The organism is Sporosarcina sp. FSL K6-2383, from assembly GCF_038618305.1.
GTDB lineage: Bacteria > Bacillota > Bacilli > Bacillales_A > Planococcaceae > Sporosarcina.
In genome coordinates this window covers 3,191,980-3,212,884 of the sequence record NZ_CP152017.1, presented here as the reverse complement: position 1 = coordinate 3,212,884, position 20,905 = coordinate 3,191,980, and the positions used below count along the sequence as shown (strand labels likewise).

Below are 20,905 nucleotides of genomic sequence, written 5' to 3'. Positions count from 1 at the left end.
AATGACAGCTGATGAAGATTTTAATTGTAGGATACAACTTATCAATGGGAGGAATTCAACGGGCCCTCATCAACACATTAGACATATTAGCGGCGGATCATCGCAATGAGATTGATTTATTTCTGTTTGCTCACAAAGGAGAGTTAGCGGAGGAACTACCTAAAAATGTGAATGTAGTTTCCAGTAACTACTTATTGATGCTGACAGCTACACCGTTCTCGGAAGTAATAAAGAATGGTAGCCTATTCGACAAAATGATGAGGATCTTATTAACGCTATTTGTTAGGCTCGTTGGATCGTCCTTCTATTTTAAAATACTCTTTTCATTACAGAAAAAAAAGCAACCGTATGAGGTGGCGATTTCCTATTTTAACGACGTCCCGCAAGGCTATTTTAATAGAGGGAGTAATCAATACGTCATCGAAAATGTCATTGCGGATAAGAAAATTGCTTGGATTCATACAGATCCGATTAAAGCGCAATTTAACCGAGAGAGTTGTCTAAATAGCTACCGGGACTTTGACACGATTGTTAACGTATCGAAAGCTGGAAAGGAGCAATTCGATCGATTTCTTCCCGAATATGAACACAAGTCGGCAGTAGTCTATAACTTTTTTCCATATAACCTGATTCAAAATCGAGCTGATGAGTTTGTGCCCATGTACAGATTGGATAGGACTCATTTCGTCACAGTTGCTCGCATTGATAATGCTACGAAGCGGATAGATCGCATTATAGAGGTCGTGCATCTCTTGAAGAGTGCTGGATACGTCGATTTTAAATGGTGGCTCGTAGGAGATGGCCCGGATTGGGATAAGAATTATGCACTTGCTGACAAGTATGGTGTATTGGATTTGCTTGTGTTTATGGGGGAAAAGATGAACCCCCTTCCCTATATTAAGCAGGCAGACGCTTTCGTCTTAGCGTCTGATTATGAAGGCTATCCTATGGTTGTTGGTGAGGCTCTTGCTTTAGGAATACCAGTCATCACGACTGCATATGCTTCTGCGGAAGAACAGCTTACTAATGGAGTGAATGGAATTATTGTTGAGACAGATACGCAAGCATTGTTTGATGCGTTGAAAGCGGTTCTTGACGATCAAAATATTCTCGTAGGCTTACAAGATGGGAGTCGGAAAAATAGAGGAAGCAATGAGGTCGCGATAGGACAGCTTCAGGATGTTTTATAGTAGGGACCTATTTTTTCGTGCGTAGACGGGGAGGAGGAAAAAGGTGAATCGGGCGATTCCAAGTAGCGTACTGATTATGGTAGCTGCATTATCCGTATTGGCCAAACTAATAAGTGGTCATAACTTATTTTTGGTCCTTTTTTTACTCGTGTCTTGCTATGGAATCATGAAAGAAAAGGTAGAAGGTAAAATTATTTTCCTGCTGTTTTTCTCTACATGGATATACGTATTGAAATTAGATGGAGATCGTTTTTCCTTTTTCCATATCATTCAAGTCGTCTACTTGATGTCCTGTTTATTTTCGATGCTGAACAATAAAATACGTGTTAGTCTAACTGTCATCATGGGATTTCTGTTTTTTGTTCTTTATATTTTGCTGACTTCAGGTTTCGCATCGAACAGCAATCTGCTTGTTATTATTGGATTCCTGCTGAATTTCTTGACGATAGCAGTAGCTACTGCGACGCTCACCGAGAATGCTTCTTATGAAAGATATGTGCTTTCCTATGCTTCAGGTCTTGTATTTTCCGGCTTTGTTGCCCTACTTGGTCGTTGGGTACCCCAAGTGGAACAATATATTCAAAATAGGGGTGAAACCTATACGTTATACGAGAATAATCACTTGTACACTCGATTTAGCGGACTGGATGTAGACCCTAATTATTTTTCTTTGCAAGTATTAGTTGCGATTGCGCTTCTGCTTGTTATTTCTGGATATAAAAAACAACTTTTAAAAGAAAGTGTCCTCATAATAGCTTTGACTTTTATGGGCTTACTTACACTGTCTAAAATGTTTTTGCTCATGCTGATTGTCATCTTGATTTACATGTGCCTCATATATGTCACGTCTAAATATAGAAGTGTTATGAAGTATTTATTTGCTTTGACGGTCATTATTTTCGTTGCCATGCCATTTGGATTACTTGATTTTATCGTTGTGACCCTTGCACGTTTTTCAGAACAAGGGGGCACGGTCGTTTCGGTCACAACGGGTAGATCATCTTTATGGTTAGCTTATATCCAAGAAATCATTACGAATCCACGTATTTTTCTAATCGGAAATGGTATTGGAACGGGTTTTTTAGACGGCTATGCTGCGCATAATATGTATTTGTCTTATTGGTATTTCACAGGATTTCTTGGCATTGTCGCATTACTTGTTTTTGTTGGCTATTCATATAAGCATATGAATAAAACAGCGGAGGGCTCCATTAAAAAGGCTAAGCGAGTGTTAAATAGCTTGCCCTTATTCGTAGTCATTGTGGCAAATTTCTCACTGGACTCCATTGTAATGGACTTTTTCCCGCTAGTTTTGTTCCTGTCTTTGTTATCCCTGATTCATGTAAAAGTCTAGATATGGAGGCGGTTTATATTTTATTATGTGGGAGGGAATTACTTTATCTATTGAAAGCCCAACATGCAATTATGCTTATCTTTACCTATACACAGGTTCAGCGACTGAAGCCCCTTTATTACCCTATATCTATTACAAATGGTGATGGTTTGATGAAAATATGAGTAAACAAGGAATCTTCATCGTTTCTCTAGATTTTGAATTAAACTGGGGTGTCCATGATGTTTACACGTCAGGAAAGTATCAAGAAAATATCTTAGGTGTTCGGCAAGCCATACCAAAAATATTAGAGCTGTTCCAGCATTTCGATATTCATGCAACATGGGCGACTGTAGGTATGCTTTTTTTTGATAACAAGAAAACGCTACTGGCAAACCTACCTAATCTCTATCCGAGTTATACGAATGTAGCTTTGTCGCCATATGACAAACTGGAGAGCCTTGGAGAAAACGAAGAACAGGATCCATTGCATTTTGGTGCTTCATTGATAAATGAAATCATGGATTACCCGAATCAGGAATTGGCAACCCATACTTTTTCACATTATTATTGTTTGGAAGCTGGACAGACTGCGGAGCAATTTGAAGCGGATGTAAAAGCTTCCGTACAGATCGCTGAAGAAATTGGACAGTCTACCCAATCAATCGTATTTCCGAGAAACCAAATTAACAATGATTATTTACACGTTTGCAAAGCGAACGGTATTCAAAGTTTTAGGGGGCATGAAGACAGTTGGGTCTATCAAGTTGGTCCGTATCATAAGGAAGGGATTTTGAAGAGAATGCTTAGGCTGGCTGACTGTTATATACCTATTTTCGGTGATCATACGTATCGGATTGATGAAGTAGCGACTGAACCCATTGTCAACTTACCATCGAGTTGTTTTTTAAGGCCATATCATGCTAGCCTGAAAAGTTTCGATTCATTACGTTTAAGAAGAATTAAAAAAAGTATAACGAATGCCGCGAAAAAGGGAGAAGTATTTCATCTTTGGTGGCATCCACATAATTTTGGTAAAGACATCGATAGCAATATTCGTTTTTTGTCGGAAGTCCTGATCCACGTGGCTGCAATGAGAGATCAATACGGTCTAACAAGCCTTACGATGGCGGAGGCTTCAACGCTTGCTTTACAGGTAAAGGATTCACTCACTCTCAAGGGCGATTAATTCGAGAATGGACATTGTTAATATACGAGTGATATTTTCTAATCGCTGTTCGCTCAATTTATCGATAGTGTCATTAGCTGAATGGTAGGCTTTCTCCAAAGGGAAATGAGTAAACATGACTGCGTCAATGGCTACATTATGGAAGGCTGAATGATCACTTTGAGCAGAAGATGCAAGAGATAAAGTTTCGCCAAATAGATCCACATTCGCTTTGTTGCCTATCTTCGTCGCGGTGTTTGGCATGCCGTCTACCGTAAACATCGTTAGAGGTCCGGCATCTGCGCTACCGACCATGTCCAGGTTAAACATAGCAATTGTCCGCTCAATTTCATCTGCTGTCATTTCATTGACATAATTTTGAGAGCCTGCTTGTCCATTTTCTTCCGAGCCAAAAAAGATGAAGCGAATTTCAGACTGGGTCGGTGTATCTTTTATGATGCGAGCGATTTCAAGCAATACAGCAGTCCCACTTGCATTATCACTTGCTCCTGGTGATAGAACGACGGAATCATAATGTGCCCCTATCACAATAATATCGTCAGTTGATGGGAGCCTATCAGTAGTTTTTTTTGTGACAATGAGATTTTGAGATTCGGGCTTATCTACTGTGGAACTTTGTAAAGTAAAGGTTTGTACATCAACTTCATACCCATACTGTTCAAGTTGTGTCGATAAGAATGCAGCAGCTATCCGTTCGGATTCCGTGCCAGCTATGCGAGGTTCTTTCGTTAGTTCTTGAATAGATGCATAGAGTTGTTCGCTATCTATAAGTCTTAACACAGCCGATTCTGTATCAGTTAACTGACGTCCGACTTCTGCTGGAGATGAACAGGCTGAAAGGATGAAGATGAGTGAGAAAAGCAGTATTTTACGTAGCAACCGAATCCCCTCCACTGTAGTTTAGGAAATTGTACCATGGTTTAAGGAAAAGAAAGAATGTAATCAAAAAGTGACAAAACTAGTGGAAAAAGAACAAGGCTAAGTGGATTACTTAGCCTTGACTCGTCATAATCTTCATTTTTTCTTCTTCGAATAAGGCCTCACCATTAATCCCATCTCTTTGCGTTCCTTATTGAGCTCCTTATAAAGTGAGACCATCATACAGATGATGACGAAGGAAAAAGGCAACGCGGCAATAATCAATGCATTTTGTAGAGCAGTCAAACCATTAGCTGATAGGAGGATGATCGCAATTGCTGCTTGCGCAATTCCCCACGTCAGTTTGACGACATTCGGTGGTTGAAGTGAACCGTATGTCGTTTGCATGCCGAGAACGAATGTGGCCGAGTCAGCCGATGTGATGAAAAAGATCGCGATGAGCAGGATGGCGATAATCGATAACAGCATCGACATAGGTAGTTCATGGAAAATAGCGAAAAGGGTCTCTTCGGTTAGGAGGTTGGTTAAATCCACGCCTTTTATTTGGACATCCATTGCAGTAGAGCCGAAAACTGAGAACCAGAAAAAACTGAGTAAAGTCGGCAATAACAGGACGCCTGTAAGGAATTCACGTATGGTTCGCCCGCGGGATACACGGGCGATGAATATGCCGACAAAGGGAGACCAGGAAATCCACCAGGCCCAATAGAAAATCGTCCAGTCATTAATCCATGCTCGGTTGCTATCATCGAGTGGTGCAGCGCGGAAACTCATACGTGGTAAGTTTTGAATGTAAGAGCCGATGGTATCCGTGAATGTATCGAAAATCAACAGCGTTGGTCCGAGAATAATCATTAGAATGAGCAGTATTGCCGCCAGTACCATATTCGCATTGGATAAATATTTGATGCCTTTACTGATACCTGACCAAGCGGAAGCAATAAAGAGAATGGTGACGACGATGATAATGATGAGTTGAACAGAGAAGCTGATAGGTAAGTCAAATAGATAAGCCAGACCACCGTTAATTTGAATGGCACCAAAACCAAGTGTCGTTGCTACACCTATGACGGTTGCGAATACGGCGAGTACATTGACGATTGTGCCGGACGTACCATCCATCCGATTGCCAAATAGCGGTTTCAACGTTGCAGATATTAACCCAGGCTCACCTTTGCGGAATTGGAAATAGGCGAGTGACATAGCAACGATTGCATAAATGGCCCAGGCGTGAATCCCCCAATGGAAAAAGGTGTAACGCATCGATTCACGAAAAGCGGCATCTGTACCAGGTTGTTCTGTTGCAGGATTTATTGCAAAGTGAGATAGCGGTTCAGCTGCGCCCCAGAAAACGAGTCCTATTCCCATCCCGGTTGAAAATAGCATCGCAAACCAGCTCATCCGGGAATACTCGGGTTTTTCATCTGGCTTACCAAGTGTAATTTGCCCCATTGGACTGAAGATAAAGAACAGGCAGAACAGAACGATACCTGTGACGAAAAGCAAATAATACCAGCCGAATGACGATGTGATAAAGTTCTTCATATTGCCGGTTACACTTTCAAAGCTTTCGGGTGCTAATGCCCCATACAACACTGCAATACAGACAAGCCCAAGCGTAATCCAGAATACATTTGAAGTTTTTTTCATCTGTCCACCCATATTCCCTATGTAATAATGATGCGAGTTGTACAGAGTAATCTTGTCCATTATTTGTAGTGGGTATGCACTTCTTTTTATTTCTATTTCTATTCTAAACAGGAGCTATGTTAAACAGCTATCAAATAATTAATTACAGCCAAAGCTCCTGAAGGAAGAGAGGCGACGATCTATCAAATTATAAAAGTTGATATGGAATATACGGGTATCAAAATCAGTTAGTCACAAGTCGGACACCTGATGATCTACCTGCGTTTAATCGTGAATCATTACAACGTAACTATATACTTGGCATTTCGAATTGGGCTTCAATGTGACAATCTTCTTATAAGATGAGTGAATTTAGCAATGGAGCGACAAAGGTGAGCAGGTGTAATCTTATTTATGTAAATCGGTCAGTAAAGTGTAGAGAAATGAAGAGAACAATCTTTTTAGGGGGGATTTCTATGGAAATATCTAGTATTATTGAGAGGTGTGAAATCAAACTTGATTGTTCATTAAAAGGGTAAATTTGGTGTATGGTGTTCGTGAAAAGGAAATACAATGAGTAATGCATAAAATCAATGTTATTTACATTTTGCTATGGAGGTACTTATGAAAACTCACTATTATTTAGGTTGGTTTGATCATTTTTTTTCGGAGAATCTGAGTAAGGTGTTACAGGAGGATATCACTGACAGAAAATCGCTTGCTATGATAAGCTCGAATCCATCTAATTATGAAGATGTTGGTGCGACCGAACGCTCATGGCTCGATCAGGTAGGCATTATGTTTGATAAGTATCATGTAATTAATGAACGCGTACAGAAGGAAGATGCTCAAATGATTATCCAAAATGCTTCCGTCATTTTCTTGTTGGGTGGCAATATTCTTAATCAAAATCGTTTTTTAGTGGAATATGAATTATCGGATTCGATTAAAAAAAGCAGTGCCGTTGTGATGGGCGCAAGCGCTGGAGCCATCAACATGTCCGCTAAATGGTTATGCTCGAAAAACTTTGGAGATGAAGTTGAAATAAGCACTGTTTACGATGGAATTGGTCTTGACGATTTTTCTGTCCTGTCTCATTTTGATTTTGAAAATAACATTGCGCTAGTTCAAAGTGAACTGTCTCCTTTATCGGAAGAAATAAATATTTATGCATCGAATAAAGATTGTGCTGTACGTGTAAAGGAAGGCAACATCGACATTTTAGGTGATGTCTATTTAATTTCCCACTCCAAGATTCAGAAATTGGATGAGACGCTTTAGTTGTGGTGAATGGCTATGGCTTAATGGAATGCATTTCTTTATGCAAAGCTTCTATTTAAAATTCTGCGAAGTTAATTATTCCGTTCAGTTGAGTTGTGCAAGATGTAAATTAAAGCACGAATTAGACCGCCAATTCGCATATGAATTAAACAAGCAAAAATAATTATTATAAGGTGAAAATACCGTATTAAAACTACTGCTAATTCAGTGGCCAAATTGAAGGGGAATGGAGATGAAAAGATGGGATTTATTCAATCGAAAAAAACACTGAAAATAATTCAGCGTTTTCATTTTTATAAGTACTATTTTCTTCGTCCTTCTTCAACTAAAGTACCCGTGAGTTGTAGAACTTAGGTTTTATTGTCCTAATTGGAGAAAATAATTCCTTATATCTTTTGGCAATTCATCGACTGCAAGCACTTCTAACTTTTTTGTACCTGGTGAAGTCATAATCGCAAAAGTTCTTTCATCATATTCAAAAAAAGTGAATTGACCTACACGATTTGGAGACGTATCCAAACTATTTATAAACTCAAAATCTGCTTCCTTAAAATTATCTTCATACCCGTCTAACATTAACTTCTTTACGTCTTCAAAGTCATTTGCAAATGAAATTGCTTGATATAGTTCTAACGAATTTTTAGGTGTATAGAAAACTTCATAATACGTTGCTCCACCAACTATCACTAAAACTAATAGTGAGAAAGCAATTCGATTTTTTAATGTATTTTTCTTAGAAATCTCCACGCTATTAACTTCCCCCTTCTAATCCCAACTGTACAACAAAAGTTACCTGTTCTTATTGAACTAAGCTGCTCCTTTAGTTCAATAAAGAAAAAGAGTCGTCAAAACAGTTCTGATCCCCACGTTAGTTTAAGAAAAATAGAGACGCTTATTCACAAATTGAACCAGTTCCCTGATGAATAAAACATTTCATTGTCCTGATTAATCAATAGTTTTGATGAGTTTACTTTCCTCTTTTTTGAAATATATCAATTACTGATACAACAAAGAGGTATAACGCAGCGAGGAAGAAGAGAAGTGGAAATGATTTAGAAATCAAAATATCTCTTTTTAGAAATTCACTGAATGAAATCCACATCGCTAACGCAGATAAAACTAAAGAAACCCAAGTTTTCATTTTTAAACACGGCCTTTCTCGTACATCACAAACTGGTCCGATTGTTGAACACAGGTTAAACAATTCTTCAACTAAACTGGCATGTGGGCTGAACAAGATAAAGAGCATTTTTAGCGCCACAATGATCTTCAAGTAAAGCCTCTGTTAGTTTAAGTTTAATAATTCACAAACTATTAAATACCCTACTTAATTTATTCTCCATCTGTTTCAACCGTAGAACGGGAACGGAGATTGAGATACTCTGTTGCTTGAGTAGCACCATCATTTCCCAAAGCCTGAATAGTAATGTGGTCGAGGAATATCCTATCACCGAATTCCCATGTAATGAACCAACCATCACTCCCATCTATGTCGTAACCAATAAGTGTTCTTTCAGCCCAAGTCCCTGTTCCCGTTTCAGTTATCCAAAAGAGTATTGTTTCAACATTTTCTACATCCGCAGAAATAGTCATTGTATTAATACCTTCTGGGACAAAATGCCAAACATGTTCCTTTTCTAAATCTGTATCAACCTTTAGAATTCGAGCTTCGTAATTTTCTATACTTTCTCCTAGTCGATTTTCTTCTTGAACGGATGAATCATCATCTATACTTTCTTCTTGTTGACCTTCGACGATATTACATGCAGCGAGAACTAGTATTACCAATAAAAATAGAACAAATATTATATTTTTTGTCATATTTATCCTCACCGAATTACTTTAGATAAGACATATATTCTTCTCGCACTAAACTGCTACGTAAGATCAATAAGAAATAATTTCTTTGTGCTATTATACCAAAAATACATATAAATTCCTTCCTATTTTAAAAATGAACCTCTTGTCTGATTAGGAATTGGAAGTCTTTTTATTATTTCGTCCAACAATGAACGTTCGTTGTTTTCTAGAACATAAAAAAGCACTGCGAATGAAGTGCTTTTTTATGTTCTAATATGATGTTATTTGGCTTGTTATTTGATCTGTTATTTTCTTTTTTATACGAGTGAACTGAACGGGTTAGTTGTAAATGGAATTACTTTTTTATGCCTTTTATTAAAAACAAGTGAACCGATCAATTTGACTCAAGCTAATCCCTGTATACTCCCATCTTCTTTGTCTACTGCGCCATCTGTAGCCTGCAACGGAAGTGCGCCCCACAAAGACTGGAAAGAACCAAAAGCCTTGTCTTCTGGATAACCACACATATGTCTGGCGATAGAGACAACCGCGAATGGCGCCTGGATCGACTGCGAATGTCTGTGTAGTCGGATAAGCAGGGATGGTGTTCGGTGGTGGGGATGTTGGACCTTGTTGACCGGGTGATTGACCTGGCGGACGTCCCGGAGGTCCAAACCCTGGAGGCCCTTGGTTAGGTGGGAATCCTGGCGGTCCAAATCCTGGTGGTCCTTGGTTAGGCGGGAATCCAGGAGGTCCAAATCCCGGCATTCCTTGGTTGGGCGGTCGACTCTGCATGGGGGCGAATGCCTGCATGGCGTGCCCGGACATATCTTGTTCTAGTGAAAGATCCCGCATGTCATAGCCCACTATACCCTGCTGAGGAGAAAATCCTTGCATATCATACCCCATCATTCCATGCTGGGGGGAGACACCTTGCATATCAAAGCCCATCATTCCCTGTTGTGGCGAGAATCCTTGCGTGTCATAACCCATCATACCTTGCTGTGGAGAGAACCCTTGCATTCCATATCCCATCATCCCGCTGCCAGCCCCGTATCCTGGCATGCTTTGAGCGTTATTTCCCTCATATCCCTCGGGTAAACGCGGAGACCATTGCTGCTCTCCTTGCCCACCCGGTTGCATGTTGACCATCTATTCACTCCTTCCAACTGATTCCATCTAGTCTATGCGACAATAGATGAAATGGAATGGACGCTGATTTTTTTCGCGAATTTCACGCAAACTTTTTCATGTTTCACAGGTCTAATGAATAACAGGAAATGAGGTGGGGTTTTGACAGACACGGAATTGGTAGAGCAGGCCATCACAGGAGATGATGATGCTTTCCTGTCGCTAATGTTGAAACATAAAGATGCGCTTTACCGAACGGCACTAGCTTATTTGAAAAATCGAGATGATGCACTCGAAGCGGTTCAAGAAGTGACATTTCGTGCGTATGAAAAAATTCATTCATTGAAAAAGCCAGAATATGCGAAAACGTGGTTGATTCGAATCATGATGAATTATTGCCGTGATGTTTTGTATAAGCAAAAGCGTCTGCTATTGGATGAAGACCTCGTCATGCAGCAAGGAATCAGTGAGGACTATACCTATCTAGAGGTTGAAGAAGCACTTGGGCAATTAACCGACGAGCAGCGTGAACTCATTCATTTGAAATACCTACAGGATGTCAAAATTAAAGAAATTGCCGAAATGACTGCGACTCCAGAGAGTACGGTCAAAACGAGATTGTATAAGGCGCTGAAGGTACTTCGTTCATTCATTGAAGAGAAAGGGGAGATCCGCCGTGTTTAAGGATGAGGAAGAAAAGTTGGAGAAATGGAAAGAGGAAATTGAAAAAGTAGGTGTGCTGGAGACTGAGTTGGAAGGGGCAATTCGGCAAGGTTTACAGCGTGCTCAGCATGCGAAACGAGTGAAAAAACGTCCTGTTGTTAAACGTGGTGTGTGGACGGCGGTTGTTGCGGTGATACTTCTCCTCGCACTCGTCACATCTGTACGAGTCTCTACAACGTTCGCGGGTGCCGTTGCCTCGTTGCCCGGAATGGAAGGACTAGTGGAGTTGATTCGCTATGATAAAGGCATTGCTGCAGCAATCGATAATGATGATTTTCAACGGTTGCATTTGTCTGCTGAAAAAGATGGTGTGACATTGACACTAGAAGGTGTTATTGCGGACGAAAAGGAAATGGTATTATTTTATACGGTAAAAGGGGAAAAATCAGATGAAATATTATTTATGAATGGGACCCCTGAATTAATCAACAACAATGGAAAAAACGTGGCCGTAGATGTGCTTGCTGGTGTGACTTTGGACGAACGCAAGTCGACGGAACGGGCAGCCTATCAGAGTGTTCGTATTGACAATGCGATTGATGAGACAATGTTTACGCTTAAGGCGAAGATGGAGTCGAAATTTCGCTCAATTGACTATGAAATACCTTTCTCTTTAGAGAAAAAAAGAAAGCCTGCTGAAAAGTACCCTATCCATCAAACTGTTGTGATTGAGGGTCAGGAAATAACCTTTCAATATGTGGAGATGGCGACGCTTCGCGTAGGTATTCATTTTCAAATAAACCCATCTAATACAAAAGAAATATTATCATTTGATGATTTTAAATTGGTCGATAACAAAGGAAAGAAGTGGACTTCTATAAACGAAAACGGTATTGGGTACGGGATTCGATCTGAGGGAGAAAACCAAGTAATGTATTTGCCGATTAACTATTTTAATCAGCCAAAAGAGCTGTATATGGAGTTCACGAAGCTCCAAGCGTTGGATAAGGATGAAACGCATGTATTGGTTGATATGGATAAGCAAATTATTTTGGAGCAACCGTCAGATGGCCGATTTAAAGAGGTAGGAATTATGGGAAATCATCTTAGATTTTTATTTGAAAGCGGAACCGAATTGCATACATCTGTTTTCTCAGGTGAGGTAGAAATTGTAGAGAGTGGTGAGATAATCGATCCAGTCACTAATGGAATGAGAGTGCTAGATGAAAGGCATTTGGAGACAAGTGTGGAATTACCGCCTGGCACTATTAAAGGGGTTATGAAGCTTGATATTGCGAGTTATCCGCAATGGATTAGAGAAGATGTGCGAATTAGAATTAAATAGTTAAAAAATTTCCTCGGTAGTGTAGGCTACTGGGGAACTTTTTTGTATTGGTAGTCGAGTTTTCATAATTGGTCGTCCAGTTTCGCGTTTAGGTATCTCAGTTTGCAAAATAGGTAGTCCAGTTTCCCAAAAATCTACATACTTCATCCCACTACAACAGCATCACGTTACCACGGACTAAATTTTCTGAATACCCTACAATAAAGCGCTTACATCGTGTACTCTAATAGTAGATTAGTCAGGAGGGGTTCCTAGTGGGAAAAGCAGCTGAACGGGTAATTCGTTATCGGGGGACGGAGTTAAATACGAAGGGGTGGCAACAGGAAGCGGCACTTCGTATGCTGATGAATAACTTGGATGCGGAAGTGGCGGAGCATCCAGATGAGTTGGTTGTATACGGGGGAATCGGTAAGGCGGCGCGTAATTGGGAGTCGTTTGACGCCATTGTTCGCTCGTTGAAAGAACTTGAAAATGATGAAACTTTACTTGTGCAATCGGGAAAACCGGTTGCGATATTCAAGTCACATACAGATGCACCAAAAGTATTGATTGCCAACTCGAATTTAGTGCCGGCCTATGCCAACTGGGAGCATTTCCATGAACTCGATAAAAAAGGTTTGATGATGTACGGACAAATGACAGCGGGTAGTTGGATTTATATTGGTTCACAAGGCATTGTACAAGGGACGTATGAAACGTTTGCTGAACTGGCGAAGCAGCATTTTGGGGAGTCATTGAAAGGAACTATTACATTAACGGCTGGACTGGGCGGCATGGGCGGCGCACAACCACTTGCCGTGACGATGGCTGGCGGTGTTTGTATTGGTATTGAAGTTGACGAAACGCGTATTGATCGCCGTATTGAAACGCGTTATACCGATGTCAAAACTGCTTCTTTAGATGAAGCCATTCGTCTGGCAGAAGAAGCGAAATCCAAGGGTGAAGCACTATCGATTGGATTGCTTGGTAATGCAGCAGAGGTGTTACCTGCTATGATTGCTCGCGGGTTTATTCCAGATGTGCTCACGGACCAGACATCGGCGCATGATCCGCTGAATGGTTATATACCAGTTGGCATGTCGCTGGAGGAGGCAACGGCACTTCGTTCATCCAATCCAGAGGACTATGTAAAACGTTCGAAGGCGTCGATGGGAAAGCATGTTGAAGCAATGATTGACATGATGGATAAAGGTGCCATCACGTTCGATTACGGTAATAATATCCGTCAAGTAGCGAAGGACGAAGGTGTCACACGCGCATTTGATTTCCCAGGGTTTGTTCCAGCGTATATTCGTCCGCAGTTTTGTGAAGGGAAAGGGCCATTTCGTTGGGTAGCATTATCGGGAGATCCTGAAGATATTTATAAAACAGATGAAGTGATTTTACGCGAGTTTAGCGAAAATAAGCATTTATGCAATTGGATTAAGATGGCACAAGACAAAATCCAATTCCAAGGATTGCCGTCACGAATTTGCTGGCTTGGTTATGGAGAACGTGCGCGATTTGGAAAAATCATCAATGATATGGTCGCTTCGGGCGAACTGAAAGCTCCTATCGTTATTGGAAGGGACCATCTCGATTCTGGCTCGGTAGCATCGCCTAATCGCGAAACAGAAGCGATGAAAGATGGTTCAGATGCTGTGGCTGATTGGCCAATTTTGAATGCGATGATCAATGCAGTCGGTGGTGCAACATGGGTTTCCGTTCATCATGGCGGTGGAGTCGGAATGGGCTATTCAATTCACGCAGGCATGGTCATTGTGGCAGACGGCACGAAAGAGGCGGAAGCTCGGATTGAACGTGTTTTAACGACAGATCCTGGTATGGGCATCGTGCGGCATGTAGATGCTGGCTATGAGTTGGCGGAGAAAACGGCTCGGGAAAAAGGGGTCAATATCCCAATGATGACTAAAAGGGAGGGCTCAGAATGACGAATATCGTATGGATTAAACATGCATCTCAACTCGCAACATTAGCACAACCGAGTAAGGGACCACGTGTGAAAGATGCTATGAATAATATATCCATCATTCGAGATGGCAGTGTTTGGATTGAGGATGGCATTATTCAAGCAGTAGGCACAACACGACAACTCGAAGTACAGTTTCAAGATCGCGCCCATGAAGCAACGATTACAGATGCCAAGGGTCGTTTGGTTACACCGGGACTTGTTGATCCGCATACGCATGTTGCTTATGGCGGTAGTCGCGAACGCGAATTTGAAAGGCGACTTCAAGGTGCTACCTACATGGAAATCATGAATGCTGGTGGGGGAATACACGCAACGACAACGATGACGCGAGAAGCAAAGGAAGAGGAATTGGTCGAGCAAACGAAGCGCCGACTAGATTCCTTTTTACAACATGGCGTCACGACAGTTGAAGGGAAAAGTGGCTATGGGCTCAATCTAGAAACGGAATTGAAGCAGCTACGTGTCATGAAACGCTTGCAGCAGGAGCACCCGATTGATATCATCCCAACGTTCATGGGGGCGCACGCTGTCCCGACAGAGTACAAAGGGCGCGAAGAGGAGTATGTCGATTATGTTATCAATGAAATGCTGCCAGCTGTCGCCAATGAAAAGCTTGCAGTCTTTAATGATGTCTTTTGCGAAGTCGGCGTTTTCACACCTGAACAATCAGCACGCATTTTAGAAGCGGGTAAAAAGTACGGACTCATGCCAAAAATCCATGCGGATGAAATCGAGCCATATGGTGGGGCAGAACTGGCAGCCAAAGTGGGTGCGATTTCAGCAGAGCATTTACTGAAAGCTTCTGATGAAGGCATTGCAGCGATGGCTAGTGCCGGGACGATTGCTTGTTTATTGCCAGCGACTGCACTTTTCCTGAGGGAACAAGCGGCGGAAGGTCGAAAAATGATTGATGCGGGTGTGCCTGTTGCGATTTCAACGGATTGTAATCCGGGTTCATCTCCTACGACATCGATGCCATTGGTTATGAATTTGGCATGTATTTCGATGCGTTTGACACCATCGGAAGCATTGACGGCTGCGACGTATAATGCGGCATGTGCTATTCAGATGGAAGATAAAGTTGGATCGATCGAGCCAGGAAAACAAGGGGATATTGTGTTGTGGGATATTGCTAATTACCAAGAACTGCAGTATCTATTTGGCGTCAATCACGTGAAAGCAGTATGGAAAAAGGGTGTCAAAGTTGTCGGTCATTAAGGAACAGAGGGTGGTTACTATGATTACATTAACGGGTTCATCTCTTCATTTGGATGAGATGAAGGCTATTTTATATAAAGAATCCGGGGTTTTATTGGACGAAGAAGCATTGGCGCGAGTGCGTAAAAGTCGTGCGGCAGTGGAGAAGATTGTGCGGGAAGATCGAACTGTCTACGGTATTAATACAGGATTTGGTAAGTTTAGTGATGTGAAAATTGATGAGAAGGATACGAAAGCCTTGCAATTGCATTTGATACGCTCACATTCATGTGGTGTTGGGGAGCCGTTTCCAGAAATGGTTTCACGGGCAATGGTTGTATTGCGCTTGAATGCGTTATTGAAGGGGTTTTCGGGTATTCGTGTGGAAGTGTTGGAGCGTTTCGCTTATATGGTGAACAATCGAATTCACCCAGTGATTCCACAGCAAGGTTCACTTGGAGCGTCGGGTGATCTTGCACCGTTATCGCATTTGGCGCTTGTTTTGCTAGGGGAAGGATTTGTCTGGCAAAAGGAGAAGCATGTTCCTGCGGAGGATGTTTGGAAAGAACATGGTCTTGCTCCGATTGTACTGGAGGCAAAAGAGGGTCTTGCACTTATTAATGGAACGCAGGCAATGACGGCGCAAGGTGTGGTCAATTATTTGGAGGCGGAAGCATTGGCCTTCAATAGTGAGTGGATTGCGGCGATGACGATGGAGGCGTTGCATGGCATTACGGATGCTTTGCATCCAGCGATTCATGAAGCACGCGGCTATCCAGAACAAGTGGATGTGGCAGCGCGAATGTTGGAATGGTTGGCCGGAAGCGAGTTGACGACTGTTCAAGGAGAAAAGCGTGTGCAGGACGCCTATTCCATTCGCTGTATTCCACAAGTGCATGGTGCGAGCTGGCAGGTGCTTGGCTATGTCAAAGAAAAGTTGGAAATTGAAATGAATGCAGCAACGGATAATCCGCTTATTTTCGATGACGGTGATACAGTTGTATCTGGCGGCAATTTTCATGGACAGCCAATTGCGTTTGCCATGGATTTTCTGAAGCTTGGTGTGGCGGAGCTGGCGAATATTTCGGAGCGACGTATTGAACGATTGGTAAATCCCCAGTTGAACGAAGGATTGCCACCATTTTTGAGTCCAGAACCAGGTCTGCAATCCGGTGCGATGATTTTACAATATTCGGCAGCAAGTCTTGTGTCGGAAAATAAAACATTGGCACATCCGGCGTCTGTTGACTCGATTCCATCATCAGGTAATCAGGAAGACCATGTGTCGATGGGGACAATTGGTGCAAGGCATGCTCATGCGATTATTAAAAATGCGCGACATGTCTTGGCGATTGAAGCGTTATGTGCGTTGACAGGGTGTTATATTCGGGGAGTTGAACAGATGGCGCCGAAAACACAGGTGAAGTTCGAGGAGTTAATAGCCATCGTACGTCCGATAGAAGAAGACCGGATTTTTACACCAGATATTGAAAAGTTAGCACAGTTTTTGGTGAAGTGAAGGAGGGAAAGCTGAGGCCGGGGTTATGGCTTCGGCTTTTTTGTTGTTCAAAGTGTCCAACCATTTCTCCAAAGTATCCAACATCGGCAGCGGTATCCATTAAAATCATATGTTATGATAGAACTAGTAATGATTTGAAAGGAAGTATTCAATGGACACTCAAGAAAAACCACATATTTTAATAATAGATGGAATGGCACTGCTATTTCGTTCATTCTTTGCAACGTCCGCCATGGGACATTATTTCCCGAATGCAGCAGGCATACCGACAAATGGGGTGCAGGGCTTTGCGCGTCATACAATGACCGCAACTTCATTATTCGAGCCCTCACATCTGGCAGTTTGCTGGGATATGAGTGCGCATACGTTTCGTAATGAGTTATTCGATGGCTATAAAGCGAATCGTCCTGCACCAGCACCAGAACTTGTACCGCAATTTGATATGACAAGAAGTGTTTCTGAGCTAATGGGCTGGAAAAACTATGGCATACAAGGCATGGAAGCTGATGATTTGATAGGGTCAATGGTCTCTACTTGGGACGGCAAAGCGGACATCACCATCGTTACGGGTGATAAAGATTTGCTGCAATTGCTCAGACCAGGCGTCCGCATTGCCTTTATGAAAAAAGGGTACAATGTTTATGACATCTATACATATGAACGATTTGTAGAAGAATACGACATTGAGCCGCAGCAGTTTATAGATGTAAAAGCTTTCACGGGTGATACGAGTGATGGTTACCCAGGTGTGAAAGGCATTGGACCGAAAACGGCACTGAAATTAATAAAGGAGTATGGTTCAATTGAGGGTGTTATTGAATCCTTACACGAATTAACGCCGGGAATGCGTAAGAAAATCGAAGAAGATATCGACATGCTTCATTTATCAAGAAAGCTGGCAGAAATTCATTGTGAGATTGACATGAATGATGCAATAGAGGATTTGAAGATACCTCTGTATGATGATAAGGTCCGAGATTTAATTGAACAAGAAGGTTATTCGATGATTGCTAGACAAGCCAAATCGCTTTCGTTGTAGATGAAAGATACATGAAAAAAGCTGAAATCCCAAGGGACTTCAGCTTTTATCTTTATTCAGCAGAAGACTCCCACCTCTGTAGGTGGCGAGAAGAATGCGGTTTTGTTTTCCTGTTCAGCGTGTGTACAAACGCCGGCTGAACAAAGAATGGAAGGCAACCTAAGTTCACCGCGTCCTGCGGCAACGGTTGCATAACCAACATCCTGTTGGTCCGCGGATGTCACAGATTTTGAAAGGAGTTGTGGAGGGGAAACAAAGAGCGCCGCGTCCTGCGGCAATGGTTGCATACCTGCATCCAGCAGGCACAAGCGCAATTCAAAATCTGGACGCAATTACGCAGAGGCGTAATTGATTATTATGTGAGTGCTGTGGTGAACGATGCAAGGATATTTTTCTTGCGTTCAGTCTGAAAGACGAGAACTTTATCTGTTGGTTCGTAGTGATCGCCATAAAATGTTTCATCCTTATACGTATGAATTTCTTCATACGTGTGTATCATTGCTTCGTAAGCACTTTGCTCATCCGCATCGGAGGGTGACCAAAACAGAATTTCCAATTCAGTTGGTTGACCTGTCGCAAGAGAGCGACGGCAATAGCCAATCCGCTGCGCATGATGAAATTGCTCACGTGCGTAAAACTTCAGACGTTTTTCAGTATCCGTGTCTTCATAATCGACAGGTTCAACTTCCAAAATAATCGGTTTACCTTTTTCTTTTAATGAAGTGAGAAGTTTTCGGCCAAGGCCGGCACCACGTGAAGCTGATGATACAAAGAGGTAATCGACAAATATGAATGTTTCTGTTTCGACATACATGAGTACGTGATGAGGTCCTTCCTCTTTCATATAAATGTTTTTCTTGTCGTTCAGCAATGCGTCCATGTGTTCCTTGGATTTCATTTCTTCAATCGGGAAATACTCGCTTAATTTCTCGTACCAATTCATAAGGTAAATCTCCTCCGGTGGTATCATTGTACCTGGAGCTTTTTGTTTGGGGATCTTACTTGAAGAGGAAAAAAGAGGTCATAAAAAAATCCTCATATGTAGTATATACCCCCACTACGCGTTTTGAAACCAATTATCACTAAATACTTTTAATTAATTGCATATAATTGGCATTCAGTACATTACATTTATTTCGGTTCAATCATCACAAACGACAACACGGCCTTATTCTTCTTATACGAAACCTGTCGTACCTGACTTGGTCGATTTCGAGCACCATTATCATGAATAATTAACTCAATGTCACCATCTTTTTTCTCATAGCCAATTACTGGCACCCAATGGTAATCAAATTCATAGCCCCCTCGCCAACGGAAATTAAACCATTTATCAAACTTCGCCGCAACAGGTCGTCCGTTCAAGATCTGCTTTTTCACATCATTTATATCACATTCGGTAACAATCCAAGCGCTACCTAATAATTTACGCATATTGCGAATGAAACGACTTTTGAACAGCCCGATTTTCGTCGTACCGAGAAGTATAAATAATTCGTTGATATCGTATGGGCAATCATCTGGTGGAAATTGGTCCATGATGATACGAGCGGTAACAGGTCCACATGCAAAGGGACGGAAAGCTTCGTTAATATCCTCGTCATATTGCGACTTACCATTGATAGTCAATATTTTTTTAATTTTGTCCACTGCCTTTCACAACAACCCAGTTCATTAAATTGAATGAAGTGATTTGTCATTGGAGTTAAAAAGGATAGCGAGTGCAGTGTTGAAGTTGGCGTAGGTTTCAATTTCATCATGAATTCCTGCTTGAACAATTTCTCGAACAAGCTGTATGTTAAATCCAACATAAATTGGTCGGATACCCATTAATTTTAAGGTAGAATTGAGTTGACTCGTTCCAATCGTAAAAGTATTAAAATCGAGTAGTTCGAGGTCCTTCATGTCAACACCTGTAAAATCAAAAATAGCACAATTCGTGTCGCGATGGTCTGCGCAGTAATCGAGCACGCGGTTACGAATAGATTTAAGGCGATTGTGGCCGATAGGACCTGCGATTGGCACAAGGATAGTATCTTCAAAGAGGGAAGGAATGATTGGGGCGGACAGTTCATGAATAACTAGCTCATAGTTGGCAATTTTAGCTTTTAATTGTTGAATCTCTTTTTCATTGTCCATTTTTACACCTCGCTACTATTTTCTACAGTGTATATCATTTTGGAAATAAACTCCATAATTAAACGGATAGATTTTTTATCTATCCGTTTAATGTTGAAATTATTTTCCTACACTATCTAGAAACTCGGTAACTTGTTCGGGTGATTTTGCATTAGCACTATGCAAATGGGCTTGCTTTTCTCCATCTTGGAAAATCAATAAGCTCGGAATACCCATCACATCATATTTTTCTGCGATTTCTGGTAGCACATCACGATCGATATCATACCATGTATACATATCGTATTTTTCAACGATTGGGTCGATGAACATATCCATTCGTGTGCAGTCAGGGCACCATCCTGCTTGGAATTTAATAAGCGCTTTAGAATCGCTTGCAATAATTTCGTTGAATTGTTCAGCTGTTGTAATTGGTTTCATCTTTTTATTCCCTCCTTCATATAGTAAGTGTACAATGATTGCAATCATACGGGGTAGTATAATGCTCTTAGAGGAAAATAGAGCAGAATGGAAGATTTTCAAATTAAATATTGCGAAAATGGCAATAATGTTCTACACTGAGAGATATAGAAACGCTTTCTATTTTTTTTGCCCATAAA

The 20,905-nt window shown here is 41.4% G+C and carries 20 protein-coding genes and 1 pseudogene; 11 read left to right on the top strand and 10 right to left on the bottom strand.

Going from position 1 to position 20,905, the window contains the following annotated elements:
• Positions 1-11 precede the first annotated feature (11 nt).
• The 3 genes from MKZ10_RS16245 to MKZ10_RS16235 all read left to right on the top strand — a co-directional run bounded on the left by MKZ10_RS16245 (position 12) and on the right by MKZ10_RS16235 (position 3,712).
• Positions 12-1,190 (top strand): glycosyltransferase, encoded by a 1,179-nt coding sequence (locus tag MKZ10_RS16245; protein ID WP_342505958.1) that lies wholly within the window; start codon positions 12-14, stop codon positions 1,188-1,190.
• 43 nt (positions 1,191-1,233) lie between these two features.
• Positions 1,234-2,544, top strand: a complete 1,311-nt coding sequence (locus MKZ10_RS16240; RefSeq protein ID WP_342505957.1) for a hypothetical protein — start codon at positions 1,234-1,236, stop codon at positions 2,542-2,544.
• A 160-nt stretch (positions 2,545-2,704) separates the two neighbouring features.
• On the top strand, positions 2,705-3,712 hold the full coding sequence (locus MKZ10_RS16235) for a polysaccharide deacetylase family protein (RefSeq protein WP_342505956.1): 1,008 nt from the start codon (positions 2,705-2,707) through the stop codon (positions 3,710-3,712).
• Here MKZ10_RS16235 and MKZ10_RS16230 read toward each other — a convergent pair.
• Together MKZ10_RS16230 and MKZ10_RS16225 are read right to left on the bottom strand one after the other, a co-directional pair.
• Entirely contained in the window at positions 3,689-4,591 is a 903-nt protein-coding gene (locus MKZ10_RS16230; RefSeq protein ID WP_342505955.1) for a M20/M25/M40 family metallo-hydrolase, read from the bottom strand. The two genes, MKZ10_RS16235 and MKZ10_RS16230, sit on opposite strands and share 24 nt — an antisense overlap.
• A 135-nt stretch (positions 4,592-4,726) precedes the next feature.
• A complete protein-coding gene (locus tag MKZ10_RS16225) occupies positions 4,727-6,241 on the bottom strand; it encodes a BCCT family transporter (RefSeq protein ID WP_342505954.1) in 1,515 nt (504 codons plus the stop codon).
• A gap of 132 nt (positions 6,242-6,373) precedes the next feature.
• On the opposite strand from MKZ10_RS16225, the pseudogene MKZ10_RS16220 reads away from it, so the two are divergent.
• Positions 6,374-6,567: pseudogene (locus tag MKZ10_RS16220) on the top strand (hypothetical protein); the annotation flags it as partial.
• Between the two features lie 277 nt (positions 6,568-6,844).
• Positions 6,845-7,501 (top strand): Type 1 glutamine amidotransferase-like domain-containing protein, encoded by a 657-nt coding sequence (locus MKZ10_RS16215; RefSeq protein ID WP_342505953.1) that lies wholly within the window; start codon positions 6,845-6,847, stop codon positions 7,499-7,501.
• A gap of 357 nt (positions 7,502-7,858) precedes the next feature.
• On the opposite strand, the gene MKZ10_RS16210 is transcribed toward MKZ10_RS16215, so the two are convergent.
• The 4 genes from MKZ10_RS16210 to MKZ10_RS16195 form a co-directional block, all read right to left on the bottom strand.
• Positions 7,859-8,248, bottom strand: coding sequence for a hypothetical protein (locus MKZ10_RS16210; protein WP_342505952.1), 390 nt, complete (start codon positions 8,246-8,248; stop codon positions 7,859-7,861).
• A gap of 220 nt (positions 8,249-8,468) precedes the next feature.
• Positions 8,469-8,774, bottom strand: coding sequence for a hypothetical protein (locus tag MKZ10_RS16205; RefSeq protein WP_342505951.1), 306 nt, complete (start codon positions 8,772-8,774; stop codon positions 8,469-8,471).
• A 59-nt stretch (positions 8,775-8,833) separates the two neighbouring features.
• The gene (locus tag MKZ10_RS16200; RefSeq protein WP_342505950.1) at positions 8,834-9,322 is read right to left on the bottom strand and encodes a hypothetical protein; all 489 of its coding nucleotides are present in this window, start codon (positions 9,320-9,322) and stop codon (positions 8,834-8,836) included.
• Between the two features lie 354 nt (positions 9,323-9,676).
• Positions 9,677-10,453, bottom strand: coding sequence for a hypothetical protein (locus MKZ10_RS16195; protein WP_342505949.1), 777 nt, complete (start codon positions 10,451-10,453; stop codon positions 9,677-9,679).
• Between the two features lie 141 nt (positions 10,454-10,594).
• Between MKZ10_RS16195 and MKZ10_RS16190 the strand changes: the two genes are divergently transcribed.
• The 6 genes from MKZ10_RS16190 to MKZ10_RS16165 all read left to right on the top strand — a co-directional run bounded on the left by MKZ10_RS16190 (position 10,595) and on the right by MKZ10_RS16165 (position 18,167).
• Complete coding sequence (locus MKZ10_RS16190) at positions 10,595-11,116, top strand: sigma-70 family RNA polymerase sigma factor (protein WP_342505948.1); 522 nt, start codon at positions 10,595-10,597, stop codon at positions 11,114-11,116.
• Positions 11,109-12,440: a DUF4179 domain-containing protein gene (locus MKZ10_RS16185; RefSeq protein WP_342505947.1), complete on the top strand. Its 1,332-nt coding sequence runs from the start codon at positions 11,109-11,111 to the stop codon at positions 12,438-12,440. Before MKZ10_RS16190 ends, MKZ10_RS16185 begins: the two co-directional genes overlap by 8 nt.
• Positions 12,441-12,694: 254 nt before the next feature.
• Positions 12,695-14,371: a urocanate hydratase gene (gene hutU, locus MKZ10_RS16180; protein WP_342505946.1), complete on the top strand. Its 1,677-nt coding sequence runs from the start codon at positions 12,695-12,697 to the stop codon at positions 14,369-14,371.
• On the top strand, positions 14,368-15,630 hold the full coding sequence (hutI, locus tag MKZ10_RS16175; protein WP_342505945.1) for an imidazolonepropionase: 1,263 nt from the start codon (positions 14,368-14,370) through the stop codon (positions 15,628-15,630). The genes hutU and hutI overlap by 4 nt, the downstream gene beginning before the upstream one ends.
• A 19-nt stretch (positions 15,631-15,649) precedes the next feature.
• A complete protein-coding gene (gene hutH, locus MKZ10_RS16170; protein WP_342505944.1) occupies positions 15,650-17,128 on the top strand; it encodes a histidine ammonia-lyase in 1,479 nt (492 codons plus the stop codon).
• Between the two features lie 151 nt (positions 17,129-17,279).
• Positions 17,280-18,167, top strand: a complete 888-nt coding sequence (locus tag MKZ10_RS16165) for a 5'-3' exonuclease (protein WP_342505943.1) — start codon at positions 17,280-17,282, stop codon at positions 18,165-18,167.
• Positions 18,168-18,522: 355 nt separating this feature from the next.
• Here the strand turns inward: MKZ10_RS16165 and MKZ10_RS16160 are convergent, their stop codons facing one another.
• The 4 genes from MKZ10_RS16160 to MKZ10_RS16145 form a co-directional block, all read right to left on the bottom strand.
• Positions 18,523-19,110 carry a GNAT family N-acetyltransferase gene (locus MKZ10_RS16160; RefSeq protein ID WP_342505942.1) on the bottom strand — a complete coding sequence of 196 codons (588 nt, stop codon included), beginning with the start codon at positions 19,108-19,110 and terminating at the stop codon, positions 18,523-18,525.
• A gap of 188 nt (positions 19,111-19,298) precedes the next feature.
• Positions 19,299-19,817, bottom strand: a complete 519-nt coding sequence (locus MKZ10_RS16155) for a C39 family peptidase (RefSeq protein WP_342505941.1) — start codon at positions 19,815-19,817, stop codon at positions 19,299-19,301.
• Positions 19,818-19,841: 24 nt separating this feature from the next.
• Positions 19,842-20,306 carry an STAS domain-containing protein gene (locus MKZ10_RS16150; protein ID WP_342505940.1) on the bottom strand — a complete coding sequence of 155 codons (465 nt, stop codon included), beginning with the start codon at positions 20,304-20,306 and terminating at the stop codon, positions 19,842-19,844.
• 99 nt (positions 20,307-20,405) lie between these two features.
• Positions 20,406-20,726 (bottom strand): thioredoxin family protein, encoded by a 321-nt coding sequence (locus MKZ10_RS16145; protein ID WP_342505939.1) that lies wholly within the window; start codon positions 20,724-20,726, stop codon positions 20,406-20,408.
• Positions 20,727-20,905: the final 179 nt, after the last annotated feature.

What these genes read in the sequence shown, in the direction of transcription:
- MKZ10_RS16215 (WP_342505953.1), top strand. Translation starts at nt 6,845, where the DNA reads ATGAAAACTCACTATTATTTAGGTTGGTTTGATCATTTTTTTTCGGAG.
- hutI (WP_342505945.1), top strand. Translation starts at nt 14,368, where the DNA reads ATGACGAATATCGTATGGATTAAACATGCATCTCAACTCGCAACATTA.
- MKZ10_RS16165 (WP_342505943.1), top strand. Translation starts at nt 17,280, where the DNA reads ATGGACACTCAAGAAAAACCACATATTTTAATAATAGATGGAATGGCA.
- MKZ10_RS16145 (WP_342505939.1), bottom strand. Translation starts at nt 20,726, where the DNA reads ATGAAACCAATTACAACAGCTGAACAATTCAACGAAATTATTGCAAGC.
- MKZ10_RS16150 (WP_342505940.1), bottom strand. Translation starts at nt 20,306, where the DNA reads ATGGACAATGAAAAAGAGATTCAACAATTAAAAGCTAAAATTGCCAAC.
- hutH (WP_342505944.1), top strand. Translation starts at nt 15,650, where the DNA reads ATGATTACATTAACGGGTTCATCTCTTCATTTGGATGAGATGAAGGCT.
- MKZ10_RS16200 (WP_342505950.1), bottom strand. Translation starts at nt 9,322, where the DNA reads ATGACAAAAAATATAATATTTGTTCTATTTTTATTGGTAATACTAGTT.
- MKZ10_RS16225 (WP_342505954.1), bottom strand. Translation starts at nt 6,241, where the DNA reads ATGAAAAAAACTTCAAATGTATTCTGGATTACGCTTGGGCTTGTCTGT.
- MKZ10_RS16160 (WP_342505942.1), bottom strand. Translation starts at nt 19,110, where the DNA reads ATGAATTGGTACGAGAAATTAAGCGAGTATTTCCCGATTGAAGAAATG.
- MKZ10_RS16235 (WP_342505956.1), top strand. Translation starts at nt 2,705, where the DNA reads ATGAGTAAACAAGGAATCTTCATCGTTTCTCTAGATTTTGAATTAAAC.
- MKZ10_RS16245 (WP_342505958.1), top strand. Translation starts at nt 12, where the DNA reads ATGAAGATTTTAATTGTAGGATACAACTTATCAATGGGAGGAATTCAA.
- MKZ10_RS16195 (WP_342505949.1), bottom strand. Translation starts at nt 10,453, where the DNA reads ATGGTCAACATGCAACCGGGTGGGCAAGGAGAGCAGCAATGGTCTCCG.